The sequence below is a fragment of the Actinomyces qiguomingii genome (assembly GCF_004102025.1).
GTDB classification, from domain to species: Bacteria; Actinomycetota; Actinomycetes; order Actinomycetales; family Actinomycetaceae; genus Actinomyces; species Actinomyces qiguomingii.
Window position 1 is genome coordinate 1,937,133 of the sequence record NZ_CP025228.1, and the last position, 20,177, is coordinate 1,957,309.

Genomic DNA, 20,177 nt, shown 5'->3' on the forward strand with positions numbered 1-20,177 from the left:
CTCCTTCGGCGTATGGGTGATCGTGGAACCGGTTACCAACGGGTGCGTTCGGACACGTGAGCGAGATAGCCGGCCAGGTTGCGACGCACCTCCGCCAGCGAGTCCCCACCGGTCTTGTCCAGCAGGGCCTGTGCCAGTACCAACGCCACCATCGCCTCGGCGATCACGGCGCCAGGGACCACTGCGGTGGTGTCGGAGCGCTGATGCAGCCCGGTAGCGGGTTCACCATCGGCCAGGTCTACGGTGCGCAGAGCACGGGGAACGGTGGATATGGGCTTGTAGGCGGCCCGCACCCTTACGTCGGCGCCGTTGCTGATGCCTCCCTCAATGCCGCCGGCCCGGTTGGTGGCGCGCACCACCCGTCCGGAATCCAATCCGAGAATCTCATCATGTGCGCTCGAGCCCCGACGTGAAGCCTCGGCGAAGCCGTCACCGATCTCCACTCCCTTGACCGCCTGAATGCCCATCAGTGCCCCGGCCAAACGAGCATCGAGGCGACGGTCGGCCTGCACGTGGGTGCCCAGGCCTATGGGCACGCCGGTGGCGATCACCTCAACGACGCCACCGAGCGTGTCCCCGGCCTTCCGGGCGGCGTCGATCTCGGCGATCATTGCGGCGCTGGTGGCGGGGTCGGTGCAGCGCACCGGATCGTCGGTTAGCCGCTGCTCGTCCTCGGCGGTGGGCGCCGGCACGGCCTGCGGCAGTTCGACGGCGCCGATGCGCACCACATGGCTGACCAGACGAATACCGGCTACTTGCTCCAGCAGTGCCTCGGCGACGGCGCCCAGAGCCACCCGGGCGGCGGTCTCACGGGCGGAGGCGCGCTCCAGGACGGGCCGGGCGTCGGGGAGGTCATATTTGAGCATGCCGGCTAAGTCGGCATGGCCCGGACGTGGCCGGGTCAGCGGCAGGTTGCGGGCGATCTCGCGTTCGTCACCGGTGCCCGCGTGCTTGCGCAGGGCGGATTCGGGGACCGGGTCGGCGCTCATGACGGTGGACCACTTGGGCCACTCCGAGTTGCCGATACGCAAGGCAATGGGGCTGCCCAGGGTGCGGCCGTGGCGTATACCGCCGAGGATCGTCAGCTCGTCGGCCTCGAAGTTTTGGCGGGCGCCGCGCCCGTGACCCCTGCGGCGGCGCGCCAGGGCGGCCCGGATTTGCGCGCTTGTGATTTCTACGCCCGCAGGCACACCTTCCAGGACGGCGGTTAGCGCCTCGCCGTGGGATTCACCGGCGGTCATCCATCGCAGCATAGGCCGATCATCCCATGCTCGGGGCGGCCGCGTCATCGTCGTTCAACCCGATGCGGTCGGCCAGTGCGCGCATCAGCGCGTGTCGCATGGCGGATAATTCGGGGGTACGGCCAGTGATGAGCCTGACCTGCGGCACCGCCTGGTGCAGCAGCATGAGCCAGCCGGGGGCCACAGACCCGCCACCGTTACGCCACGCGTCCGCCAACGGGGTGGGCCAGGGCGCATAGACGACGTCGAGCAGGATGGCCGCCGTCACCTTCCTTCTTCCGGCCATGGCGGTGCTTATCGGGGCTGCCAGCGTATTCGCGGCGCCCGCGGGCAGGGTTGAGATGACGATGTCCGCTCCGGCCGCCGTCGTAGCGACCTCGAGATCGGAATCGGAGCGACCGGGCCGCCAGTTCAAGGCGGTGACCTCCAGTCCCATGCGGTGGGCCGCGGCCAGGGCCCGGCCGGGTCCGGCGTGGCGACGGGCGGCGATGGTGATATCGGTGGCGCCGAGCTCGGCCAGGGCGGCCAGCGCGGAGCAGGCGGTCGCCCCGGAGCCGAGCACGACGCCGCGTACCGGCACTGCGGCACAGGGATCGGGTCCGGGGCGACCGCGGGTCTCCCGTAAGGCGCCAACTATGCCGGCGACATCGGTGTTGAAGCCCGCCAGCAGGGCCCGGCCCCGTCCGGGACGTTGGGCGACAACGGTGTTGACGGCCCCGATCGTGGCGGCCAGCGGATCGATCACGTCCAGTCGCGGCACCAGGGTCTGCTTGTGCGGCATGGTGACGCTGAGCCCCTCCCAGATCGGATCGGCCAAGGCCGGCGCCGCCACCTCATCCAGCAGGTCGGGCAGGCCTGCTGGCGTGATCTCACGGCGTTCATAGACCCAGTCGTCCAAACCGAGGGTGGCGTAGGCGGCCAGATGCAGCACCGGTGAAAGTGAGTGCGCAACCGGTGATCCGATGACGGCCGCCCGGTGGCGGGCGGCACCGGAGGTGGTGGGCATGACAGCTACTCGGCGTCCGCCGTGGCGGTCGGCTGGGTGGTGGGGGCGGCCGAAGCGCCGGAGCAGACCTCGGGATGGTCCTTGCAGTAGGCGGTTAGCTTCTCCGTGTTCTTCTTCTGCTCCTCATGGGTGGCGGCGAAGAGGGTGTCGCCGGTCTGCAGATTCACGGTGACGAAGTACAGCCAGTCGCCCTCGGGGGGATCGACAACCGCCTGGATGGCGGCCTCGCTGGGACTGCCGATAGGGGTCGGTGGCAGTCCGGCGTGCAGATAGGTGTTGTACGCGTTAGCGGAATCGGCGATCTCATCCGTGGTGGGAATGCCGCCACTGCGGCCCAGCCCGTACAGGACGGTGGAGTCCATCTCCAACCTGCCCCCGGTCTCCCCGTTGGTGTCGGCCAGGCGATTCTCGATCACCCGCGCCACCTTCCCGTAGTACTCGGCGTGGAAGACCTCCCGCTCAATAATCGAGGCCTTGGTCAGCACCTGTCCGTAGCTCTTCTCCTCCACACCGGCGTTGTTCAGACGTGTGATCGTGGTGGAGACCATGGAAGCCACCACGTCGGTTGCGCTCGCGTCTTCGGCGATGTCGTAGGTGGAGGGGGCGAGCCACCCTTCCACGTCGCCGCCGGCGGCCTCTGGCAGCCCGATTCCGGCGGTGTCGGCGAAGGCCTGCTCAACCTCGGCGTCGGTGTAACCGCCTACGCTCATTAGCCTTTCCTTCACCTGTGCCCTGGTGGCCCCTTCCGGCACGGTCAGGGTGTGGCCGGAACGGGAGGAGGGGTCCAGCAGCAGGGCAACGGCGTTGGCCGCGGACATGTGCTTCTTGAGGGTGTAGGTGCCGGCCTGTATGTTGCCGGACTTCGAGTTGGCCGCGTAGGCGTCCCTGAACGCCCCAGCGGTGGCCACCACGTCGGCATCGGCGAGTATCTGGCCGATGTCGGCTCCGGTGGCACCGTCCGGAATGGTGACCACGACGTCATCCCCGCCGGCGCCCGTGTAGTCGGAGATAGCGGTCTGAGCCGGTTGGGCGCTCCTGATCACGCTGATGGCCTTGTAGCCGCCGAAGCCCACTCCGGCCAGTGCCAGCACCAGCACCAATGCGGTGAGCACGTGCCGGCGGCGCTTGCGGCGGCGACGGTTGCGCTCGGCTTGTCGGCCATGGCGCCGGCTCTTACGGCTGTCCGACTGTGGTTGCTCCGCGTCGGGGGCCTCAATGCCGACGGCAGAGAAGAAGTCGTCCTCGGTCACTGTCTGCCTCTCTGGATGGGATCGGCCTGCTCGCCCGCCGGGGCATGGGTGGAGCGCTCGGTTGCGAGGGCCTGTTCAAGTATGACCACGGCGGCCGCCTGATCAACAACGCTTCGGAAACTCTTCTCCCGCCTGCCCGACTCGTGCAACTCCCTGTGGGCGGTGATGGTGGTCATTCGCTCGTCCACCAGGCGCACCGGCACGGGAGCGATCATCCCCGCGAGGCGGCGCGCCCAACCGCGGGCGTCGTGGGTAGAACTGGAAGAACCTCCGCTCATATTCCGAGGCAGGCCAACGATCACTTCAAGCGCGTTATGGTCGGCCACGAGGTCGGCGGCCTCCTCGAGGTCGCCGCCATAACGGTCACGGTGCAAAGTAGTCACGGGAACAGCAAGGATGGCGTCGGCGTCGCAGCGGGCCACGCCCACGCGCACCTTGCCCACGTCGAAGGCGAGCCGAACCCCGGACCTCACAGCAACCCCACTTCAATGTCGCGTGTTCTTCAGGCTGTCAGTGCTGCGCTGACGGCAGCCAAGGCCGCGGGGATGGCGGTGGGGTCCTGACCGCCGCCCTGGGCGAGGTCGTCCTTGCCGCCGCCACCACCACCCAGTGCCTGAGCGGCGGCGCGCACCAGTGTCCCCGCTCGGGCGCCGCGGGCACGAGCCGCTGAATTGGTGGCGACGACGACGAACGGACGACCGTTGGCCTCAGCGGCCAAAGCGACTACTACCGCCTCGGACTCGGGTAGGCGTCCACGCACGTCCAGCGCCACGGACCGCAGGGCGTCGGCTGAGCCCACCTCACCCAGCGCGGCGCTGGCCAGCAGGTAGTCGCCGGTGCGGCCGGCGGCCGCCGCGATCTGCCCGGCGCGGGCGGCCAAGGCGGCCTGCTCGGCGGCGGCCAACTTCTTCTCTGCATCCTTCAATCTAGTCAAAAGACTCTCGACGCGTCCGGGAAGCTCCTCGGGCCGCCCGCCCACCATGGCGGCCAACTGTGACACAAGGGCGTGTTCCTTGTGTTGGAAGCCGTAGGCCGAGTCGGCTACGAGCGCGTCGATGCGGCGCACTCCGGAACCGATGGACCCCTCCCCCAACAGGGCGATGCGGCCGATGTGGCCGGTGGATGGCACGTGGGTGCCACCACACAGCTCCCGGTCGAATCCGTCGCCGATTGTCACCACCCGCACCTGCTTGCCGTACTTCTCCCCGAACAGGGCGATTGCTCCGGAGGCCCGCGCCTCCTCCAGGTCCATGACCTCGGTGGTGACCGGGAGATTCTCGGCGACGCGCTCGTTGACCAGGGCCTCAATGTCATCCATCTGCCCGCCAGTTAGCGCCGAGCCGTGACGGAAGTCGAAACGCAGCCGGGCCGGAGAGTTCTCACTACCGGCTTGGGCGGCGTCGGAAGACACGATTTGGCGCAGACCCGCGTAAACCATGTGGGTGGAGGTGTGCGCGCGGGCGATGGCCAGACGCCGCACCGTGTCGATCTCGGCGTAGGCGCGTTCACCCAGGGCGGCTGTGCCCTCGGTGAGTGTGCCACGGTGCACGGACAGGCCGGCAATGGGTGCCTGGACGTCGTGCACCTCAATGACTCCGCCGTCGGCCAGCCGGATGGTGCCGTGGTCGGCCAGCTGCCCGCCCATCTCGGCGTAGAAGGGGGTGCGGTCAAGGATGACCTCCACCTCCGCTGGGGCGGTGGCCGCCGGGACGGGCACGCCGTCGACCAGCAGACCGGTGACGCTAGCGTCCGCCGCCGACTCGGTGTAGCCGAGGAACTCCGAGCCGCCGCCCATCTGCTTCTCTATGTCCTGGAAAACGCGCACGTCGGTGTGCCCGGCCTTTTTGGCGCGGGCGTCGGCGCGGGCGCGCTCCTTCTGCTCCTCCATGAGGGTGCGGAAGGTGGACTCATCAACGTCCACACCCTGCTCGGCGGCCATCTCCAGGGTCAGGTCGATCGGGAAGCCGTAGGTGTCATGCAGCTCAAAGGCCGCTTTGCCGGGCACGATCGGGCGGGCGCCGCGGCCCGATGCCGCGGCCTCCTGCTTAGCCGAGGCGACGGTGGTATCCAGAATCGTGGTGCCGGCGGCCAGGGTGCGGCGGAAGGCCTCCTCTTCGGCGTAGGCGACCTGGGAGATGGTTTCCCAGCCAGTTTCGAGCTCCGGATATGAGGCCTTCATGGCGTCTTTGGAGGTGGTTAGCAGAGTGGGCAGCGTGGCCTCGCCGACGCCGAGCAGGCGCATGGAGCGCACCGCGCGGCGGATCAGGCGCCGCAGCACGTAGCCGCGGCCGTCGTTGCCGGGGCGTACGCCGTCACCGATTAGCATCAGGGCGGAGCGGACGTGGTCGGCAACCACGCGCAGGCGTACATCGTCCAGGTAGGCGTCGCCGGCCTGGGGCCCAACGGCGCCGCGGCCGTAGGTCTTGCCGCTCATGGCTTCGGCGGCGGCGATGACGGGGTAGACCTCGTCAATCTCATACATGTTGGGCTTGTCCTGCATGATGAATGCCAGACGTTCAAGGCCCAGGCCGGTATCTATGGCGGTGTGGTCGAGTCTGCCGACAAGCTCGAAGTCGTGGCCCTCGCCCTCACCGCGGATGAACTCGTCGAACACCAGGTTCCAGATCTCCAGGAAGCGGTCGCCGGCCGTGTCCGCCAGCGGGCCGCCGTCCGGGCCGTAGTCGGGGCCGCGGTCGTAGTGGATCTCGCAACAGGAGCCGGCCGGGCCGGGCTGCCCGGTGGACCAGGAGATCTCCGCAAAGGGCAGCAGCTGGACACGTTCCGCGGGAACGCCGATCACCCGGGTCCAGTGGTCGAAGGAGACCTTATCTTCCTCCCAGATGGTCATCCACAGCCGGTCGCCGTCCAGGCCGTACTTGCCCTCCTCCCGGCTGCCGGTCAGCAGATCCCAGGCATAGTCGATAGCCCCCTCCTTGAAGTAGTCGCCGAAGGAGAAGTTGCCGTTCATCTGGAAGAAGGTGCCGTGGCGGGTGGTGCGTCCGACGTTGTCGATGTCATTGGTGCGGATGCACTTCTGCACCGAGGCGGCACGCGGCCAGGGCGCCTTCTCGGTGCCCAGGATGTAGGGGATGAAGGGGACCATGCCGGCCACAGTGAACAGGATGGAGGGTTCCGGTGACACTAAGGACACGGAGGGGCGGATCTCGTGATCGTTCGCCGCGAAGTAGTCCAGCCAGCGGGAGCGGATCTGTGAGGTGCGCATGAGAGCCTCGTCCTGTTCTCGTATCGGGGTAGGGCGTGCAGTAGGCACGCGGCGGTTGGAGGATCGGGGCGAGATTACCCCGAATACCGCGGACGCCCCGAACCGTTATGCGGTCCGGAGCGTCCCGGCATCATCAAGGGGTGGGATCAGCGCGAGTAGTACTCGACGACCATCTGCACGTCGCAGGTGACCGGTACCTCGTCGCGCTGGGGCCGACGCACCAGCTGGGCCTGCAGCTTCTCAAGCTCCACGCTCAGATAATCGGGTACCGGCGGCAGCACGTCGCGATGGGTGCCGGCCGCAGCCACCTGGAAGGGCACCATCACCTGAGAACGGGGCCGCACCTGGATGGTCTGGCCAGGCTTGACGCGGAAGGAGGGGCGGTCGACGACCTCTCCGTCAACCATGATGTGCCGGTGGACGACGCTCTGACGGGCCTGAGCGATGGTACGGGCGAAGCCGGCTCGCAGCACCAGGGCGTCCAGACGCATCTCCAGCAGCTCCACCAGGGACTCGCCGGTCCTGCCCTTCTCGCGACGGGCCTCCTCGAAGACCTTCTGCAGCTGGGCTTCACGGATGCCGTACTGGGCACGCAGGCGCTGCTTCTCCTTGAGCCGGACCGCGTAGTCGGACTCGGTGCGACGGCGGGCGCGGCCGTGTTCGCCCGGACCATAGGGGCGCTTCTCGAAGTAGCGCACGGCCTTGGGGGTCAGCGGGATGCCGAGGGCGCGTGAGAGACGCACCTGGCGGCGGGAACGTGAAGAGCTCATTGACTTCTTCCTGTCGGATCGGTTCGCACGCCGTGAGCGGATGCCCCGGCGCGGGGCCGGCCTTGGAGGCTGAGGCCCCAGGAGCGCCCGCAGGCGCCGGGAGGGCGCTGCCGCGGGCAACTCGCAAACACTAGCGCGCAGACCTTGGGTGGCGCACGCTGATTCCGCCGGTGTGAGCCGGTCCTCACCCGCCGAGTTCGGTCGTTATTACTGCCGAGTTCGGTCGTTATGGCGCAGGATCACGGGTCTGGAGCATGTCGGCGGGTACGCAGCAGCGTGGAGATGATCACATAGACCAGAAACAAGTTAAACAGTACGGAACCGGTGCGAGGGCTCACGGCACCCGCTGTCACGCTGCCCAGCGGGGACGCGGTAGCCGAGGCGATGCCCACCGCCACTCCCACCCGGATATCGGCGACGCCGTGGCGCAGGTTGGTGATCGAGCCGGACAGAGCCGTGGGTAGGATCACCACCAGGGAGGTGCCACGGGCCAATAGGTCGCCGATGCCGAGGGCCAGCTGGGTGCCTGGCACGATGACGGCTCCGCCGCCCACGCCCACCAGCCCCGACATTACTCCGGCAGCCATACCGACGCCGACCAGCGCGGCACCGCTGATGAGGGTAAGTGTCAGCTCAGCATCACGCACGGGCGTCATGATTTGCTGCGAGACGATCACGAGCAGGACGAACCCCACGAAGAACCAGGGCAGTACACGTCCCGGCAGGGTGTGTAGCAGCCGGACTCCGATCTGAGCACCGGTCAGCGAGCCGGTCATCAGGAGTACGGCAGCGACCGGCGACACCTGCCCCTGGACTGCGTACGAGACGGCACCGACAATCGAGGTGGGCACAATGGCGATCAGTGAGGTAGCGGAGGCACGGCGTTGGTCCATGCCGGCGAAGGCAACCAGGGCCGGCACGAGTACCAGCCCGCCACCGACGCCGAACAGGCCGGCCAGGAAGCCAGCGCCAAGCCCTATGGCGATGATCGCCGGCCAGCGTCGTGCGGACGGCTGCGCCGCAGAACCCGACCTGGAGTCGTTGAACCCAGGTTCTTCGCCGTCGGGGATCTTGCTCACCCGGTTGACCCTATCGCGACGCCGATCAGCCGCTGCTACTTCCAGCATCATTAGGCCCGTGGGTGATTCGCCGGATGGCCACCAGACGCCGCGTGAGTTGCTCCTCGAAACCGTTGGTGGTGGGCTGGTAGTACTCAGCCCCAACCAATTCGTCGGGCAGGTACTGCTGGGAGACCACGCCGTGCGGGAAGTCGTGTGGGTAGCGGTAACCGGCGCCGTGTCCGAGGCGCTGCGCACCCGCATAATGGGCGTCGCGCAGGTGGGCAGGCACCTGCCCGCCCCGCCCCGCGTGAACATCCGCTGTGGCCCGACTGATGCCGACCGTCACCGCATTGGACTTCGGTGCCGTGGCGACTGCCAGAGCCGCCTGTGCGAGCACCAACTGCGCCTCCGGCATGCCGATCAGGGCGACTGCCTGCTGCGCGGCCACAGCGGTTGACAACACAGTGGGGTCGGCCAGACCTACGTCCTCGGCTGCGTGAATGGTGATGCGCCGGGCGATATAGCGGGGGTCCTCCCCCGCGGCGAGCATGCGCGCCAGGTAGTGCAGGGTCGCGTCAGGGTCGGATCCGCGCATCGACTTGATGAACGCACTGATCACGTCGTAATGCTGGTCACCCTGCCGGTCGTAGCGCACCGCGGCCACGTCCGCGGCCCGTTCAACATCGGTGAGCGTTATCGTCGGCGTGGCGGCGTCCACTTCCTCATTCCGATCAGCCCCGCCGGTAGTACTCGTCGTCGCCTTATCGGTGCGCGTGGCTGCGGGAGTGGCGGCCAAAACGGCGCCGGCGGCCGCCTCCAAAATTGTCAGCGCTTTACGGGCGTCGGAACCGGCCAGCCGCACGATCTGCTCGCGGGCAGGTTCATCCAGGGCGACGGCGCCGGCCAGACCGGCTGCGTCGGTCAGTGCCCGATCCACCAGGGCGCCGACGGCGTCGGCCTCCAGCGGGTGCAGGGTGAGCAGTAAAGAGCGGGACAGCAGCGGGGATACCACTGAGAAGCTAGGATTCTCGGTGGTTGCGGCCATCAGCGTGACCCAGCGGTTCTCGACGCTGGGCAGCAGCGCGTCCTGCTGGGAGCGCGAGAAGCGGTGCACCTCGTCGACGAACAGCACGGTCTCCTCGCCCGCAGCCAGAAGCCGGCGGGCGTCGGTTACAACCTGACGGATGTCCTTAACACCGGCGGTTACGGCGGATAGCTCCACGAAACGCCGTCCGGAGCCGCGCGCAACCAGATAGGCGAGTGTGGTCTTGCCGGTGCCGGGCGGTCCCCACAGGATGACGCTCGCCACGCCCGCCCCGTGGGTGCTCCCTGATGGGGGCTCAACGAGGCGCCGCAGTGGTGAGCCGGGCGCTAGCAGATGATCCTGGCCGAGCACCTCATCCAGTGTGCGTGGTCGCATCCGCACAGCTAACGGAGCATGAGCGTCGACGGGCAGGCCGATGTCATCGGTGCCGGCGCTCTCAAACAGGTCTGTCCCCTGATTCATGTATACGATTCAACACCCGATCCGCCATTGGCCAGAGCGCCGAGGTCTCTAAGGTGCGGCCGGTCTGCCAGACTAGGGCGCATGCTTGCCTGGCTCTCCCGTCGCGTCGTCAAGGACGCTTGGATCATTGTCGGCACGTGGACGCTCCTGGCCGGTGTGCTCTTCACCGTGTCTGTGACGGGGCTGGGCGGTGCGAACCTGTTCGCCCGAGCAGACGCCGGCGGCACATCAATAGCCGGCACCAACAGCGCGGAAGGTGAGCAGATCCTGGACACTCTGTCCGGAGATGCCGAAACGGTCACGTTGATGGTCACCGATATCGATATCTCCGACGCCGACGCTCAACAGGCGGTCGCCGACATGCTTGAGGACGCGCATGAGGACCTGCGCGCGCTGGTGGGCCAGCAGAACGTCATCGACCCATTCGTCGTCCCCGGGATGTTGAACGAACCAGCGGCTCAAATGCTGGCGTCCAAGCAACTGGACGGTTTCCTGATGGTCGTGACGGTGGACCCCAACGGGGATGCGGTGGCCGATCCTGCGGATGAGACTTATGCGGCTGAGGTCGCCCGACTGGTGAGCCGGGTCGAGACGCGTATGGCGCGGGTGCCCGATGAGCTCAGAGCGATCGAGCCCGAGGCGCGCGGCATTGTCTCCGACGACGCCCTGATGGCCAAGGCGGTGACCGAGCAGGTGCATACCGATCTGATCCGGGGCGAGTTGATCGCCCTGCCGTTGGCTTTGCTAATCATGGTGCTCGTTTTCGGCGGTTTCCTGGCCGCCGGCATGCCGCTGTTTGGGGCACTGGTGTCTATTGGCGGAACCATGGGGATGCTTTACGCCCTGAGCTTCTTCATGAATCTGCAGTCCTTCGTCATCAACGTCGTGGCGGTCATCACACTTGGACTTTCGATTGACTACGGACTGCTGATCACCTCTCGGTACCGGGAGGAATTGGCTAAATCTCGGGACGCTGAAAGCGCCGGGCAGGGTCGGCAGCCGCGCCGTCGCCGCACCGGACGACGTGACACGCTCATCACCGACTGCATGACCACCACATTGACGACAGCCGGACGTACCGTAGTGTTCTCGGCACTGACGGTTGCGGCATGCATGCTCGGACTGGTGTTACTGGGGCCGGCCGTCCTGCATTCGATCGGCATCGCCTGCCTGGCCTCATGTCTGATTGCGGCGGCCGCCGCAATCACCCTGGTACCGGCGATACTGGTGTTGCTCGGGCGACGCATGCTGCGACCACCACTATTGCAACGCATCCCGCTGGTGGGTCCCCTTCAAAGGCGCCTGGGTGACGTCGACAGGGAACGTGGGATGTTCCGGTGGGTCGCGCGGCAGGTGCAGCGCATGGCCTGGGTGGTGTTGGTGGCCTGTGTGGTGGCGCTGGTGGTGCTGGCCTCCCCGGCTCGGAACCTGCACATGCTCGTGTCCACCACCGAGCTGTTGCCCGCGGATTCCGACCAGCGCACTTATTTGTCGGTCCTGGAGGAGAGCTACTCGGCGGTCACCAGGCAGGACGCAACCGTGGTCATAGCGTCCACCGGCGAGACAGTGACCGACTTCATCAACAGTGAGGTGGCCGGCGTCGACGGCGTGGCGGAGGTGTTGCGGGTGGCAACTGCAGGTGACTACACGGTTATCTACCTGGATCTGGCCGCAGACACAGCCTCCCGCCAGGCCGAGAACGCCGTTGCCTCCATCCGGGCACTCGCCGCGCCCGCCGACATGTGGGTCACTGGGCAGGCGGCCAGTCAGCTCGACTTCCGGCAGGCGCTGTTGGCAGCCTCGCCTTGGTTTGGCGGATTCATCGCCTTGGCGACCTTCATTCTGCTGTTCCTCATGACCGGCTCCGTGCTATTGCCCATGAAGGCTCTGACGATCACCCTGTTGTCGCTGGCGGCCTCCTTGGGAGTGCTGACCTGGGTGTTCCAGGAGGGCCACCTGACCGGGCTTCTCGGCTTCGCTCCCGTCGGCGGGGTGGAGGCCTATGTGGTGGTGACGGCGCTGGCCGTGGGCTTTGGAGTAGCCATGGACTATGAGGTGTTCCTGCTGGGACGCATCAAGGAGTACTGGGACGCGGGAGCTGATAATGACACCGCTGTGGCGAAGGGATTGCAGCGTTCGGGCCGCATCATCACCTTCGCCGCACTGATCATGGTGGTGGTCTTCCTGGGCTTCATCAGCGGCGAACAGCTGATAGTCAAGGAGATCGGTTTGGCATTGGCGATCGTGGTTGCGCTGGACGCCACCCTGGTGCGCATGTTGCTAGTGCCGGCCTTCATGACTCTGTTGGGCCGGTGGAACTGGTGGGCTCCCGAACCGTTCAAGCGGGTCTACGAGCGCTACGGGTTCGATGACGCCCCTGCCCTAGTCCCCCGGCCTGAGCCCCTGTAGGACCTGGAGGTCTGCAGGCCTGTAGGAGCATTTCGGTGGGGCCGGGCGCTGACAGACATGCTGGTGCCCGTCAGCGCCGGCCCGGTCTACAAGATGGTGATGTCGCCGGCCCCTTCGCGGGCGACCTCGGGGACATCCTCGGTTAGGTCGATGACGGTGGTCGGCTCGGTGGAGGTCACCGGTCCCTCAATGACGACGTCGATCAGGTGTCCGAGCTCGTCCTCAATCTCCCAGCCGTTGGACTCCGGGGTGCTCTGTCCGGGCCGGATGAGGGTGGACGACAGTACGGGGGCGCCGAACTCCTTGACCAGTGCCTGAGTGATGGCATGGTCGGGGATGCGCACACCCAGGGTGTGCTTCTTGGGATTGAGTGTCATCCGCGGCACCTCCTTGGTGCCCTTGAGGATGAAGGTCCACGGACCCGGCGTGAGCCGCTTGATCAGCCGGAAGGCGTTGTTACCGACTATGGCCAGTGGTCCTGCCTGCGCGAAGTCGGCACATACAAAGGTGAAGTTGTGCTTGGAATCCAACTGGCGGATGGTGCGGATGCGTTCCAGCCCCTCCTTATTGCCCGGCGCGCAGGCAAGCGCATAACCGGAGTCTGTGGGATAGGCGATGAGCTCACCGTCCCGTAGCCTGTCGACGATCTTGGTGACCAGTCGTGCCTGCGGGTTGACGGGGTGCAACTCAATGTAGCGGGACATGGGGTCATTGTTCCACCGATCACCCCACCTTGTCGCGCGCCACACTGTGCCGGTCGAGCGGACCGGCGGGGTCAACCGTCGCCGCGGCGGTAGGCACTCGGGGTGGTGCCGGTCTCGTCTTTGAAGCGCCGGTTGAAGTTGGCCAGGTTGGTGTACCCGCTCAGCGCGCATACCCGGGCCACCGGCAGGTCGGTGGTGCGCAGCAGGTGGCAGGCCCGTGCGATGCGACGTCGCCGCACCAGTTCGGAGAAGGTGATCCCGGCGGTGACATGGAACAACCGGGAGAACGCCGACGGGCTGAGCGCAACCAGCTCCGCTGCCCGAGTCATGGAGATCTCCCCCGCCAGGTTGGCCTCGACGTAGTCGAGCACCGTGTTGACCCGGGCGGCGGTGGCGTCGTCGAGGCTGGGCATGTAGCCGGCGGTGGCGATGGGGTGCGCCTCGTCGTCGGGTGCGGACAGGAAGACGTCTACCAGCTCCAGCAGGGCGGCTAGCCGCCCGAGGGGGTCGCGCTGTCCCATCCTCTCCAGCAGTGTGGCTGCCCGCGCACGGCTCGCCCCGGATAGCAGGATGCCCCGACGTGCGCGGTCGACCAGCGCCCGCAGGCCGGCTAGTTCTGGCAGCTGCGCGGAAGCCGCCGTGAATCGCTCGGGCAGCACCTGGCACAGCACGTCACGGTCGGGCAGCAGTTCCCCGGGGGCCAGGTCCGACAGCCAGTTGTGCGGCAGGTGCGGCCCCATCAAGGTGACCTGGCCGGCGTCGAAGTCGATGGTGCGGTCACCCGCGAGCATCTGCCCGGAGCCGGAGCGGATCAGGTGGAACTCGATCTCGGGGTGGTGGTGCCAGCGCGCCAGCGGGTCGGGATATCCGTGCGTCCACCAGCGCACCGAGGTGCCGACGTCGGGAACGATGACCTCCAGGTCGCCGACGTCGGCCTTCGCCCCCGGCACGGATTCGGCGCCCGGGGCCGAGGGGCGTGTGGGGATGCCGGGGCGGGCCGGTGGGGAGGACACGCGCTCATTGTGCGCGCCCTGCCCACCGGCCCGTGGCCGGTCGCGCTGGTTGGCCCTTTGCACGGCTGTGGCCTCGGCTCAGCCCACCGTGATCTGCAGCTTGACGTCCCCGGGGCGGCCCTCGACCACCCGGTCGAAGACCTCCCTGGCCCGATCCATCGGGAAGGTCTCGGTGATGAAGGGCTTGAGGTTGATCTTGCCGGCCGCCACCAGGTCGATTCCCCGCTGGTAGACGTTGGCGTAGCGGAAGACGGTCTCGATGCGGGTCTCGCGGGCCTGCACCTCGGTGATATCCACGGCGACCGGGTCCACGGGGATGCCGACCAGCACGGTGCGGTTGCCGGGGGCGCCCAGCTTCCACAGGTCCTCATAGGCCGACGGGTGGCCGGAGGCCTCGAAGACGACGTCCGCGCCCCAGCCGGCGGTGCGCTCGTTCACGACGTCGAGCAGGCGCTGCTCGCGCAGGTCCACGGTGACCACGCCGGGGATCTGGGAGGCGATCTCGAGCTTGACCGGGGAGACGTCGGAGACGATGGCGGTGGAGGCGCCGCCGGCGAGAGCTGCGGCGGCGGTGAGCATGCCGACCGTGCCGCAGCCGGAGACGACGGCGACGTCGCCCGGGTGAATGGCGGCCTTCGTGGCCGCGTGCATGCCGACGGCCAGCGGCTCGAGTAGGGCGCCCTCCCCGTAGGAGACGTTGTCGGGCAAGTGGTAGGTGAAGGCGGCCGGGTGGATGACCTCCTCAACCAGGCAGCCGTCCACCGGCGGAGTGGCCCAGAATGAGACCGCGGGGTCGACGTTGTACATGCCCATGCGGGAGGCCCGCGAGCTCATGTCGGGCACGCCCGGTTCCATGGCCACGCGGTCGCCGACGGCAAAGTCGGTGACGCCCTCGCCGACCTCCAGCACGGTGCCGGAGGCCTCATGGCCCAGGATCATCGGCTTCTCGACGACGTACCGGCCGATGCGGCCGTGCGTGTAGTAGTGGACGTCCGAGCCGCAGATGCCGACCGTGTGCGGGGCGATGCGCAGCTGGCCGGGGCCGCAGACGAGGTCACCGGGGACCTCACGGACGTTGATCATGTTGCGCTTCTCAAGGACTACAGCCTTCATGGTTTCTACTCCTCGTAGGTTGGTTGCGGTTGGTTGGAGGTGATTTGTGACTTTAAGGATGGTCAGCGAGTCGATGGGTTCAGGCGTCCACCTCCGCGACAGGTCGGTTGGCGGTTTCCGGCAGGCGCCGACCGTTGCGGTCGAAACCGGGCTGGTCGGGGTGGATAAAGACGGTGATGAAGGAGCCCAGCAGGTACAGGGCGGTGTAGGTCCAGCACACTCCGGCAACGCCGATGTGCGGCAGCAGCAGGGTGACCAGCCCGGGGCCGACGAAGGTGGTCAGGCCGGAGGCGAGGTTGTTAGCGGAGATGGCGGCCCCGCGGTGCTTGGGCGCCAGGGCAGGGAATACGGCGGCCATGGGGACGAAGGCAGTCACGCCCATGCCCAGGAGTACGGCGGCGGCGCCGAGGGCAATCATGTTGCCGCCCAGGAACTGCGGCACGTAGTAGAAGCCGAGGGTGGCGGCGGCGCAGAACCAGCACCCGTACCAACGCATCTGCCGCATCCAGCCGTAGCGGTCGCCAATCCAGCCCCAGAAGAGGTTGCCGAAGACGGTGACGGCGAACTGGATGCCCCAGATGGTCATCCACTGCGGCATGGTGAACCACTCCTCGCCGTAACCGGCCGTGGTCAGGTACAGGGGCATGATGACCGGGAAGCCGTAGAGACTGAGGTTGCAGATGACGCGGACAATCGCAGTGAGGGCAACTTCGCGATTGGTGCCGAGGATCGTCACCCCTACCGACAGTTGTCGCAGCGTGTCACGCAGGTCACCGCGTTTTGGCTGCGGTTCGCCACGACCGACGAACAGTAGGCAGAGCAGGCCGCCGGTGATGGTCCAGGCGAGGGAGAACCAGAGCGTGCCCTGCTCACCGATGAAGTTGATGGTGCGGGCGGGGATCCAGGAGCCTAGGCAGCCGATGCCGATGGAGTAGGCGGTCCAGAACCAGCCCATGGCGGAGGCGCGGGATGCCGGCTCAACCTTCTGGGTGATGTACACGACGAAGGAGTAGATGAACAGCGGGTAGGCCAGTCCGCGGCCGGCGTAGACCACCAGGATCAGCGGGTAGAGGCCCGAGGGGATGGCTACGCCGATGAACAGCAGGTGCAGGCAGATCCACAGCCCGGCTCCAATGAGCATGATCCGGCGGACCCCGAAGGTCTCGGCCAGGACGCCGGATGCCCAGCCTGCCAGGGCGGCCATCAGGCCGTAGGCGGTGATGACCGTTGACGCCTGGGTTGCGGCGAAGCCGAGGGAGACTAGGTACTTAGATAGGAAGGTCAGCTCGAAGCCGTCGCCGGTCATGAAGATGGCAATGGCGATCAGCCCGGGGATCAGGATCTTCGGGGGTGCAAGGCGCATATGTTCCACTCCGTCGTCTCGGTGCCGCGGCTCATTCCGCGGTTGCTGGATGAAGCATCGCTCCGGGCGCGCACGCTGGTCTTCCGGCGCCGATGCCGGGCACTGGTACTTTTTTGACCTGCGCGCAGCTGAGCTACTGGCACATTTGGAATGCCGCTCGGCCGAAGCCACCCTGCGGTGGGACAACGACCAGACTCGCCCCACCGGCACCCACCTGGCGGCGACGACCGCACTCGGCCGCCAGACGGTCATGAAGGATCCCGACCCCAGGTACAAGGATTGGGGCACCGCCCAGGACCTGACGATCCCCGAAGGCCATCTCGCCTGATCTCCCCGTGGGAGCATGAGTAGCCGCACCGCCACCAATCGCGCGCTTTACTACCTTGGGGTGCGTTTCACGACCACCCCGGGGTCGGGAAACGCACCCCAAGGTCGTGTCTTGCACCGGCAAGGTGGTCAACCCTCTTCAGAGACGTAAGACGATGTACTACAATTTATACATGATGCGGTTGTACTGGGACGCTGCCACGGAGCGGTATATCCGGAACCGCGCCAAGAGGTACCCCGGGGCAATCGGCGTCACGCCGGAGCAGGCACGTGAAGTGCTGGATGACATCGACCTGGTTGCGCTCGAGCCTGATCCAAAGTCTCATATCGGCGCCAGTCGCTTCATCGGCTATTCACCGGATGCGAAACGAGTACTGACCATAATTGCCTGGCGGGATCGCGACGGCGATCTGCATCTGGTGAATGCCTGGCGTGCGACCGGCGCAGACCTGCGCCTGTACAGCCTCAAGGAGGACAAGGAGGACTTCGATGGCCAAGACGGTTGACACCGAAATGATCGCCAAAATGCGCGAGGAATCCGAGGCGACCCGCGAAGCGGAGTACCCAGTGAACACCGTTCCTGTACGCCCAAACCGGTCTCAGGTGTACTCGGTGCGGTTAACCCCGCAGGAACGCGAGGCGATCGAGGCGGTCGCTGAGGCAAAACACCTGCCCGCCTCGACCCTGGTACGGGCATGGATACTGGAGCGTCTTGAGGCCGAGCACGCCGCTTGACCGGCGCTGGTCGACTACACCCCGGAAGCCGCGCGCTTTACGACCTTGGGGTGCGTTTCCCGACCCCGGGGTGATCGTGAAACGCACCCAAGGTCGTGTCTTGCACCGGCAAGGTGGTCAACCCTCCCTTCTACGACGCGGCGTAAGGCCGGTAGCATCAAACGCAACCGCTAGGATCGAGGAGTACCACGATGCCCAGGGCACGCGCACCCGCCGTGAGCGGCTTGGCGTTGGTCGCCGCCCGTAATCTGAGCGTCGGCTACGGCGAACATGCGGTGTGCGCCCCGGCGACCTTCACCCTCAGGCCCGGTCAGGTCCTGGCGCTGGTCGGTGTCAATGGCGCTGGCAAGTCCACCCTGCTGCGCACCTGCCTCGGCCTGCTCCCACCCGTCGACGGCGAAGTCACGCTGCTGGGTCGGGCACCCGACCCGCGCTCGGGCCGCCAGCGGCGAGCGGTGGCGCGCGACCTGGGCGAGGAATCCTTCTTCCCCACCCTGACCGTGGCCGAACATCTGGCCCTGGTCGGCTACGGCCACTCAACCCCCGCGCCAGCGCGGACCACCGCCGATCTCCTGGATGAGTTCAACCTTGCGGGTCTGGCGGACGTGCTACCCGATGCGCTGTCGTCGGGACAGCGGCGCCGCCTGGCGCTGGCCGCGGTGCTGGCCCGGCCCCGCCGCCTGCTGGTGCTCGACGAGCCGGAACAACGCCTGGACCACGTCACCCGCCGCGCTCTCGCCCGCCGGTTGGTCGCTGAGCGGGAGGCGGGAATCGGGGTACTGCTCGCCTGTCACGACGCCGAGTTCGTAAGCACCGCGGCCACGGATGTGCTCCTGGTGGGCGCCGACACCCGGAGGCTCGGCGTTGCCGACGGGGTGCGTGCAATGAATGAGGGCGCGCCGTGAAAGCCTCCGCACGCTCCTGCCCCGCACCGCCCTCGGGGCGGGAGTTGCGCGGATGGGTACGCGCTCATACCGTCCGCACACGCAGCCGCTGGGCACTGCTCGGGGATGTTTACGACACCGTATTTGCCGCGGCCGTGCTGGGCGCCATGGCGGCGCCATACCTGCGGCGATTGGGAGCCGGGTCGCCGGCGTCGGGCCATGGGCCCACTGCCGTGGACCCGGCCTGGGCTGCGCTGCTGCTGGGACTGGTCCTGACACGGCTGCTCCTGGATCCGCTGCGGCAGCTGGGGCCGCTGTTCCTGCGTCCCTACGAGGCGGCCTGGTGGCTGGCGATGCCCGGTGATCGGCGTGGCCTGCTGGACCCGGTGGCGCGGGCGGAGATCGCGTTGACGGCGGCGGCCGGTGGCACGGTCGGGCTGCTGCTGGCGGGGGTGGCCGGCTGCGGACCGACGGCGGCGGCCGGGATGATACTGCTTGGCGGAGGCGTCGCGGCGCTGCTGTTCCTGGAGTTGGTGCGCGCGCAGGTGGAGGACACGGGCGCGCCCGGGGCGGGCGCGGGCGTGCTGGTTGCGGCGACAGCCGTGTTTGCCGCAGGCATTGGTGGCGTCCCCTTCCCGCGTCATGCGGATGGAGGTATGTTCATAGTGTCGGGAATGCTCGCGGGGACGGCGACCGTTGCGTGGTGGTGGCGGTTGCGGGACCGGCTGGTTGACGTGCCGGACGCGCGCCTACTGGAGGTGGCCGCCCGTAATCTGGGGGCGCAGGTATCCCTGCTGTCACTGGACACTCGCGCGCTGGGGCGCCTGCTGTCTTCTCCGACGCGACGTCCATCCGCCTCCTCCCATCTGCCGCTGGCCCGCATCGCCCTCCAGCTGCCGCCGGGGCTGCGTCCGCTGCTGGGTGTGGCTCAGGCCGACTGGCTCCTGCTGTGGCGCCAGCCGCGACGGGCTCTGCAGCTGCTGGCGGGCCTGGTCATTGCTCTCTTCCCGGTGGTCTCCAGCGGGATCGGCAACGTGGGAGCCCCGGTCTTCCATCTGGTCGGTGGCTGGGTGGCGGTGCTGACCGTTGCTGAGCCCGCGCGGCGTGCCTGGTTCAACGGCGGGCCGGACGCCTCCTGGCCGGCCAGCCCGATGTCGGTCAGGTGCGGGCACCTGCTGGTGCCCGCGGCGGTATTGATCCCCTGGGCGGCCCTGGTGGTGTTGGCGTGCCTGTCCACCTCGGGGCGGCTTCCCGCGACCGCCGGTGGGGCGTGGACGGTGCTGGTCCTGGTGGTGGCGCTCGGCTGCGGCTGGGCCGGAGCGGCGTTGCGCTCGGGGCTGCGACCCACGCCCGACTTCTCCCTGGGCCTGGTCGCCTCGCCGTTCGGGTCGCTGCCGCCGGGCGCGGTCGAGATGCTGGTGGGCGGACCCGACGCCGCCGCCCTGGCCGCAGCGCCGACCGCGCTGCTGCTTGCGGGGGTGTCCACACCGGAGCGTCTGCTGCTCCCCCAGCTGGCGGCCAGTGCCGTCGTCGTCGCCTGGGGTCTTCTGACCGGCCGCCGACTGGAGTGA

18 protein-coding genes are annotated in these 20,177 nt (G+C 67.6%); 6 read left to right on the forward strand and 12 right to left on the reverse strand.

Features of this window, described 5'->3' with window-relative positions:
- Nucleotides 1-32: 32 nt before the first annotated feature.
- The 8 genes from aroC to CWT10_RS07980 all read right to left on the reverse strand — a co-directional run bounded on the left by aroC (nt 33) and on the right by CWT10_RS07980 (nt 10,058).
- Nucleotides 33-1,253, reverse strand: a complete 1,221-nt coding sequence (aroC, locus tag CWT10_RS07945) for a chorismate synthase (RefSeq protein ID WP_103063374.1) — start codon at nt 1,251-1,253, stop codon at nt 33-35.
- 7 nt (nt 1,254-1,260) lie between these two features.
- A complete protein-coding gene (locus CWT10_RS07950; RefSeq protein ID WP_103063373.1) occupies nt 1,261-2,247 on the reverse strand; it encodes a shikimate dehydrogenase in 987 nt (328 codons plus the stop codon).
- A gap of 5 nt (nt 2,248-2,252) precedes the next feature.
- Nucleotides 2,253-3,497: an endolytic transglycosylase MltG gene (gene mltG / locus CWT10_RS07955; RefSeq protein ID WP_103063372.1), complete on the reverse strand. Its 1,245-nt coding sequence runs from the start codon at nt 3,495-3,497 to the stop codon at nt 2,253-2,255.
- Nucleotides 3,494-3,970, reverse strand: coding sequence for a Holliday junction resolvase RuvX (gene ruvX, locus CWT10_RS07960; protein ID WP_103063371.1), 477 nt, complete (start codon nt 3,968-3,970; stop codon nt 3,494-3,496). The genes mltG and ruvX overlap by 4 nt, the downstream gene beginning before the upstream one ends.
- Before the next feature lie 29 nt (nt 3,971-3,999).
- Nucleotides 4,000-6,720, reverse strand: coding sequence for an alanine--tRNA ligase (gene alaS, locus CWT10_RS07965; RefSeq protein ID WP_103063370.1), 2,721 nt, complete (start codon nt 6,718-6,720; stop codon nt 4,000-4,002).
- 146 nt (nt 6,721-6,866) lie between these two features.
- Nucleotides 6,867-7,490, reverse strand: a complete 624-nt coding sequence (gene rpsD, locus CWT10_RS07970) for a 30S ribosomal protein S4 (RefSeq protein WP_103063369.1) — start codon at nt 7,488-7,490, stop codon at nt 6,867-6,869.
- A 239-nt stretch (nt 7,491-7,729) separates the two neighbouring features.
- Entirely contained in the window at nt 7,730-8,569 is an 840-nt protein-coding gene (locus CWT10_RS07975) for a sulfite exporter TauE/SafE family protein (protein WP_233188183.1), read from the reverse strand.
- Nucleotides 8,570-8,594: 25 nt separating this feature from the next.
- Nucleotides 8,595-10,058 carry a replication-associated recombination protein A gene (locus CWT10_RS07980; RefSeq protein ID WP_103063367.1) on the reverse strand — a complete coding sequence of 488 codons (1,464 nt, stop codon included), beginning with the start codon at nt 10,056-10,058 and terminating at the stop codon, nt 8,595-8,597.
- Between the two features lie 81 nt (nt 10,059-10,139).
- Between CWT10_RS07980 and CWT10_RS07985 the strand changes: the two genes are divergently transcribed.
- Nucleotides 10,140-12,467, forward strand: coding sequence for an MMPL family transporter (locus tag CWT10_RS07985; RefSeq protein WP_103063366.1), 2,328 nt, complete (start codon nt 10,140-10,142; stop codon nt 12,465-12,467).
- 86 nt (nt 12,468-12,553) lie between these two features.
- Here CWT10_RS07985 and CWT10_RS07990 read toward each other — a convergent pair whose 3' ends face one another.
- From CWT10_RS07990 to CWT10_RS08005, 4 genes are all read right to left on the reverse strand, one after another.
- On the reverse strand, nt 12,554-13,171 hold the full coding sequence (locus tag CWT10_RS07990) for an L-threonylcarbamoyladenylate synthase (protein WP_103063365.1): 618 nt from the start codon (nt 13,169-13,171) through the stop codon (nt 12,554-12,556).
- 71 nt (nt 13,172-13,242) lie between these two features.
- Nucleotides 13,243-14,184 carry an AraC family transcriptional regulator gene (locus tag CWT10_RS07995; RefSeq protein ID WP_199176348.1) on the reverse strand — a complete coding sequence of 314 codons (942 nt, stop codon included), beginning with the start codon at nt 14,182-14,184 and terminating at the stop codon, nt 13,243-13,245.
- Nucleotides 14,185-14,262: 78 nt separating this feature from the next.
- Nucleotides 14,263-15,297: an NAD(P)-dependent alcohol dehydrogenase gene (locus tag CWT10_RS08000; protein WP_103063364.1), complete on the reverse strand. Its 1,035-nt coding sequence runs from the start codon at nt 15,295-15,297 to the stop codon at nt 14,263-14,265.
- 79 nt (nt 15,298-15,376) lie between these two features.
- Nucleotides 15,377-16,660, reverse strand: a complete 1,284-nt coding sequence (locus CWT10_RS08005; RefSeq protein ID WP_103063363.1) for an MFS transporter — start codon at nt 16,658-16,660, stop codon at nt 15,377-15,379.
- Nucleotides 16,661-16,709: 49 nt separating this feature from the next.
- Here CWT10_RS08005 and CWT10_RS08010 point away from each other — a divergent pair, with 49 nt between their 5' ends.
- The 5 genes from CWT10_RS08010 (at nt 16,710) to CWT10_RS08030 (ending at nt 20,177) form a co-directional block, all read left to right on the forward strand.
- Nucleotides 16,710-16,988: a hypothetical protein gene (locus tag CWT10_RS08010; protein ID WP_103063362.1), complete on the forward strand. Its 279-nt coding sequence runs from the start codon at nt 16,710-16,712 to the stop codon at nt 16,986-16,988.
- Nucleotides 16,989-17,160: 172 nt separating this feature from the next.
- Complete coding sequence (locus CWT10_RS08015; RefSeq protein ID WP_128683342.1) at nt 17,161-17,493, forward strand: BrnT family toxin; 333 nt, start codon at nt 17,161-17,163, stop codon at nt 17,491-17,493.
- Nucleotides 17,477-17,722: a DUF6290 family protein gene (locus tag CWT10_RS08020; RefSeq protein WP_103063360.1), complete on the forward strand. Its 246-nt coding sequence runs from the start codon at nt 17,477-17,479 to the stop codon at nt 17,720-17,722. Before CWT10_RS08015 ends, CWT10_RS08020 begins: the two co-directional genes overlap by 17 nt.
- A gap of 191 nt (nt 17,723-17,913) precedes the next feature.
- Nucleotides 17,914-18,627 (forward strand): ABC transporter ATP-binding protein, encoded by a 714-nt coding sequence (locus tag CWT10_RS08025; RefSeq protein ID WP_103063359.1) that lies wholly within the window; start codon nt 17,914-17,916, stop codon nt 18,625-18,627.
- Nucleotides 18,624-20,177: a DUF6297 family protein gene (locus CWT10_RS08030; RefSeq protein ID WP_233188181.1), complete on the forward strand. Its 1,554-nt coding sequence runs from the start codon at nt 18,624-18,626 to the stop codon at nt 20,175-20,177. The genes CWT10_RS08025 and CWT10_RS08030 overlap by 4 nt, the downstream gene beginning before the upstream one ends.

What these genes read in the sequence shown, in the direction of transcription:
- aroC (WP_103063374.1), bottom strand. Translation starts at nt 1,253, where the DNA reads ATGCTGCGATGGATGACCGCCGGTGAATCCCACGGCGAGGCGCTAACC.
- CWT10_RS07950 (WP_103063373.1), bottom strand. Translation starts at nt 2,247, where the DNA reads ATGCCCACCACCTCCGGTGCCGCCCGCCACCGGGCGGCCGTCATCGGA.
- alaS (WP_103063370.1), bottom strand. Translation starts at nt 6,720, where the DNA reads ATGCGCACCTCACAGATCCGCTCCCGCTGGCTGGACTACTTCGCGGCG.
- rpsD (WP_103063369.1), bottom strand. Translation starts at nt 7,490, where the DNA reads ATGAGCTCTTCACGTTCCCGCCGCCAGGTGCGTCTCTCACGCGCCCTC.
- CWT10_RS07980 (WP_103063367.1), bottom strand. Translation starts at nt 10,058, where the DNA reads ATGAATCAGGGGACAGACCTGTTTGAGAGCGCCGGCACCGATGACATC.
- CWT10_RS07985 (WP_103063366.1), top strand. Translation starts at nt 10,140, where the DNA reads ATGCTTGCCTGGCTCTCCCGTCGCGTCGTCAAGGACGCTTGGATCATT.
- CWT10_RS07990 (WP_103063365.1), bottom strand. Translation starts at nt 13,171, where the DNA reads ATGTCCCGCTACATTGAGTTGCACCCCGTCAACCCGCAGGCACGACTG.
- CWT10_RS08000 (WP_103063364.1), bottom strand. Translation starts at nt 15,297, where the DNA reads ATGAAGGCTGTAGTCCTTGAGAAGCGCAACATGATCAACGTCCGTGAG.
- CWT10_RS08005 (WP_103063363.1), bottom strand. Translation starts at nt 16,660, where the DNA reads ATGCGCCTTGCACCCCCGAAGATCCTGATCCCCGGGCTGATCGCCATT.
- CWT10_RS08010 (WP_103063362.1), top strand. Translation starts at nt 16,710, where the DNA reads ATGAAGCATCGCTCCGGGCGCGCACGCTGGTCTTCCGGCGCCGATGCC.
- CWT10_RS08015 (WP_128683342.1), top strand. Translation starts at nt 17,161, where the DNA reads ATGATGCGGTTGTACTGGGACGCTGCCACGGAGCGGTATATCCGGAAC.
- CWT10_RS08020 (WP_103063360.1), top strand. Translation starts at nt 17,477, where the DNA reads ATGGCCAAGACGGTTGACACCGAAATGATCGCCAAAATGCGCGAGGAA.
- CWT10_RS08025 (WP_103063359.1), top strand. Translation starts at nt 17,914, where the DNA reads ATGCCCAGGGCACGCGCACCCGCCGTGAGCGGCTTGGCGTTGGTCGCC.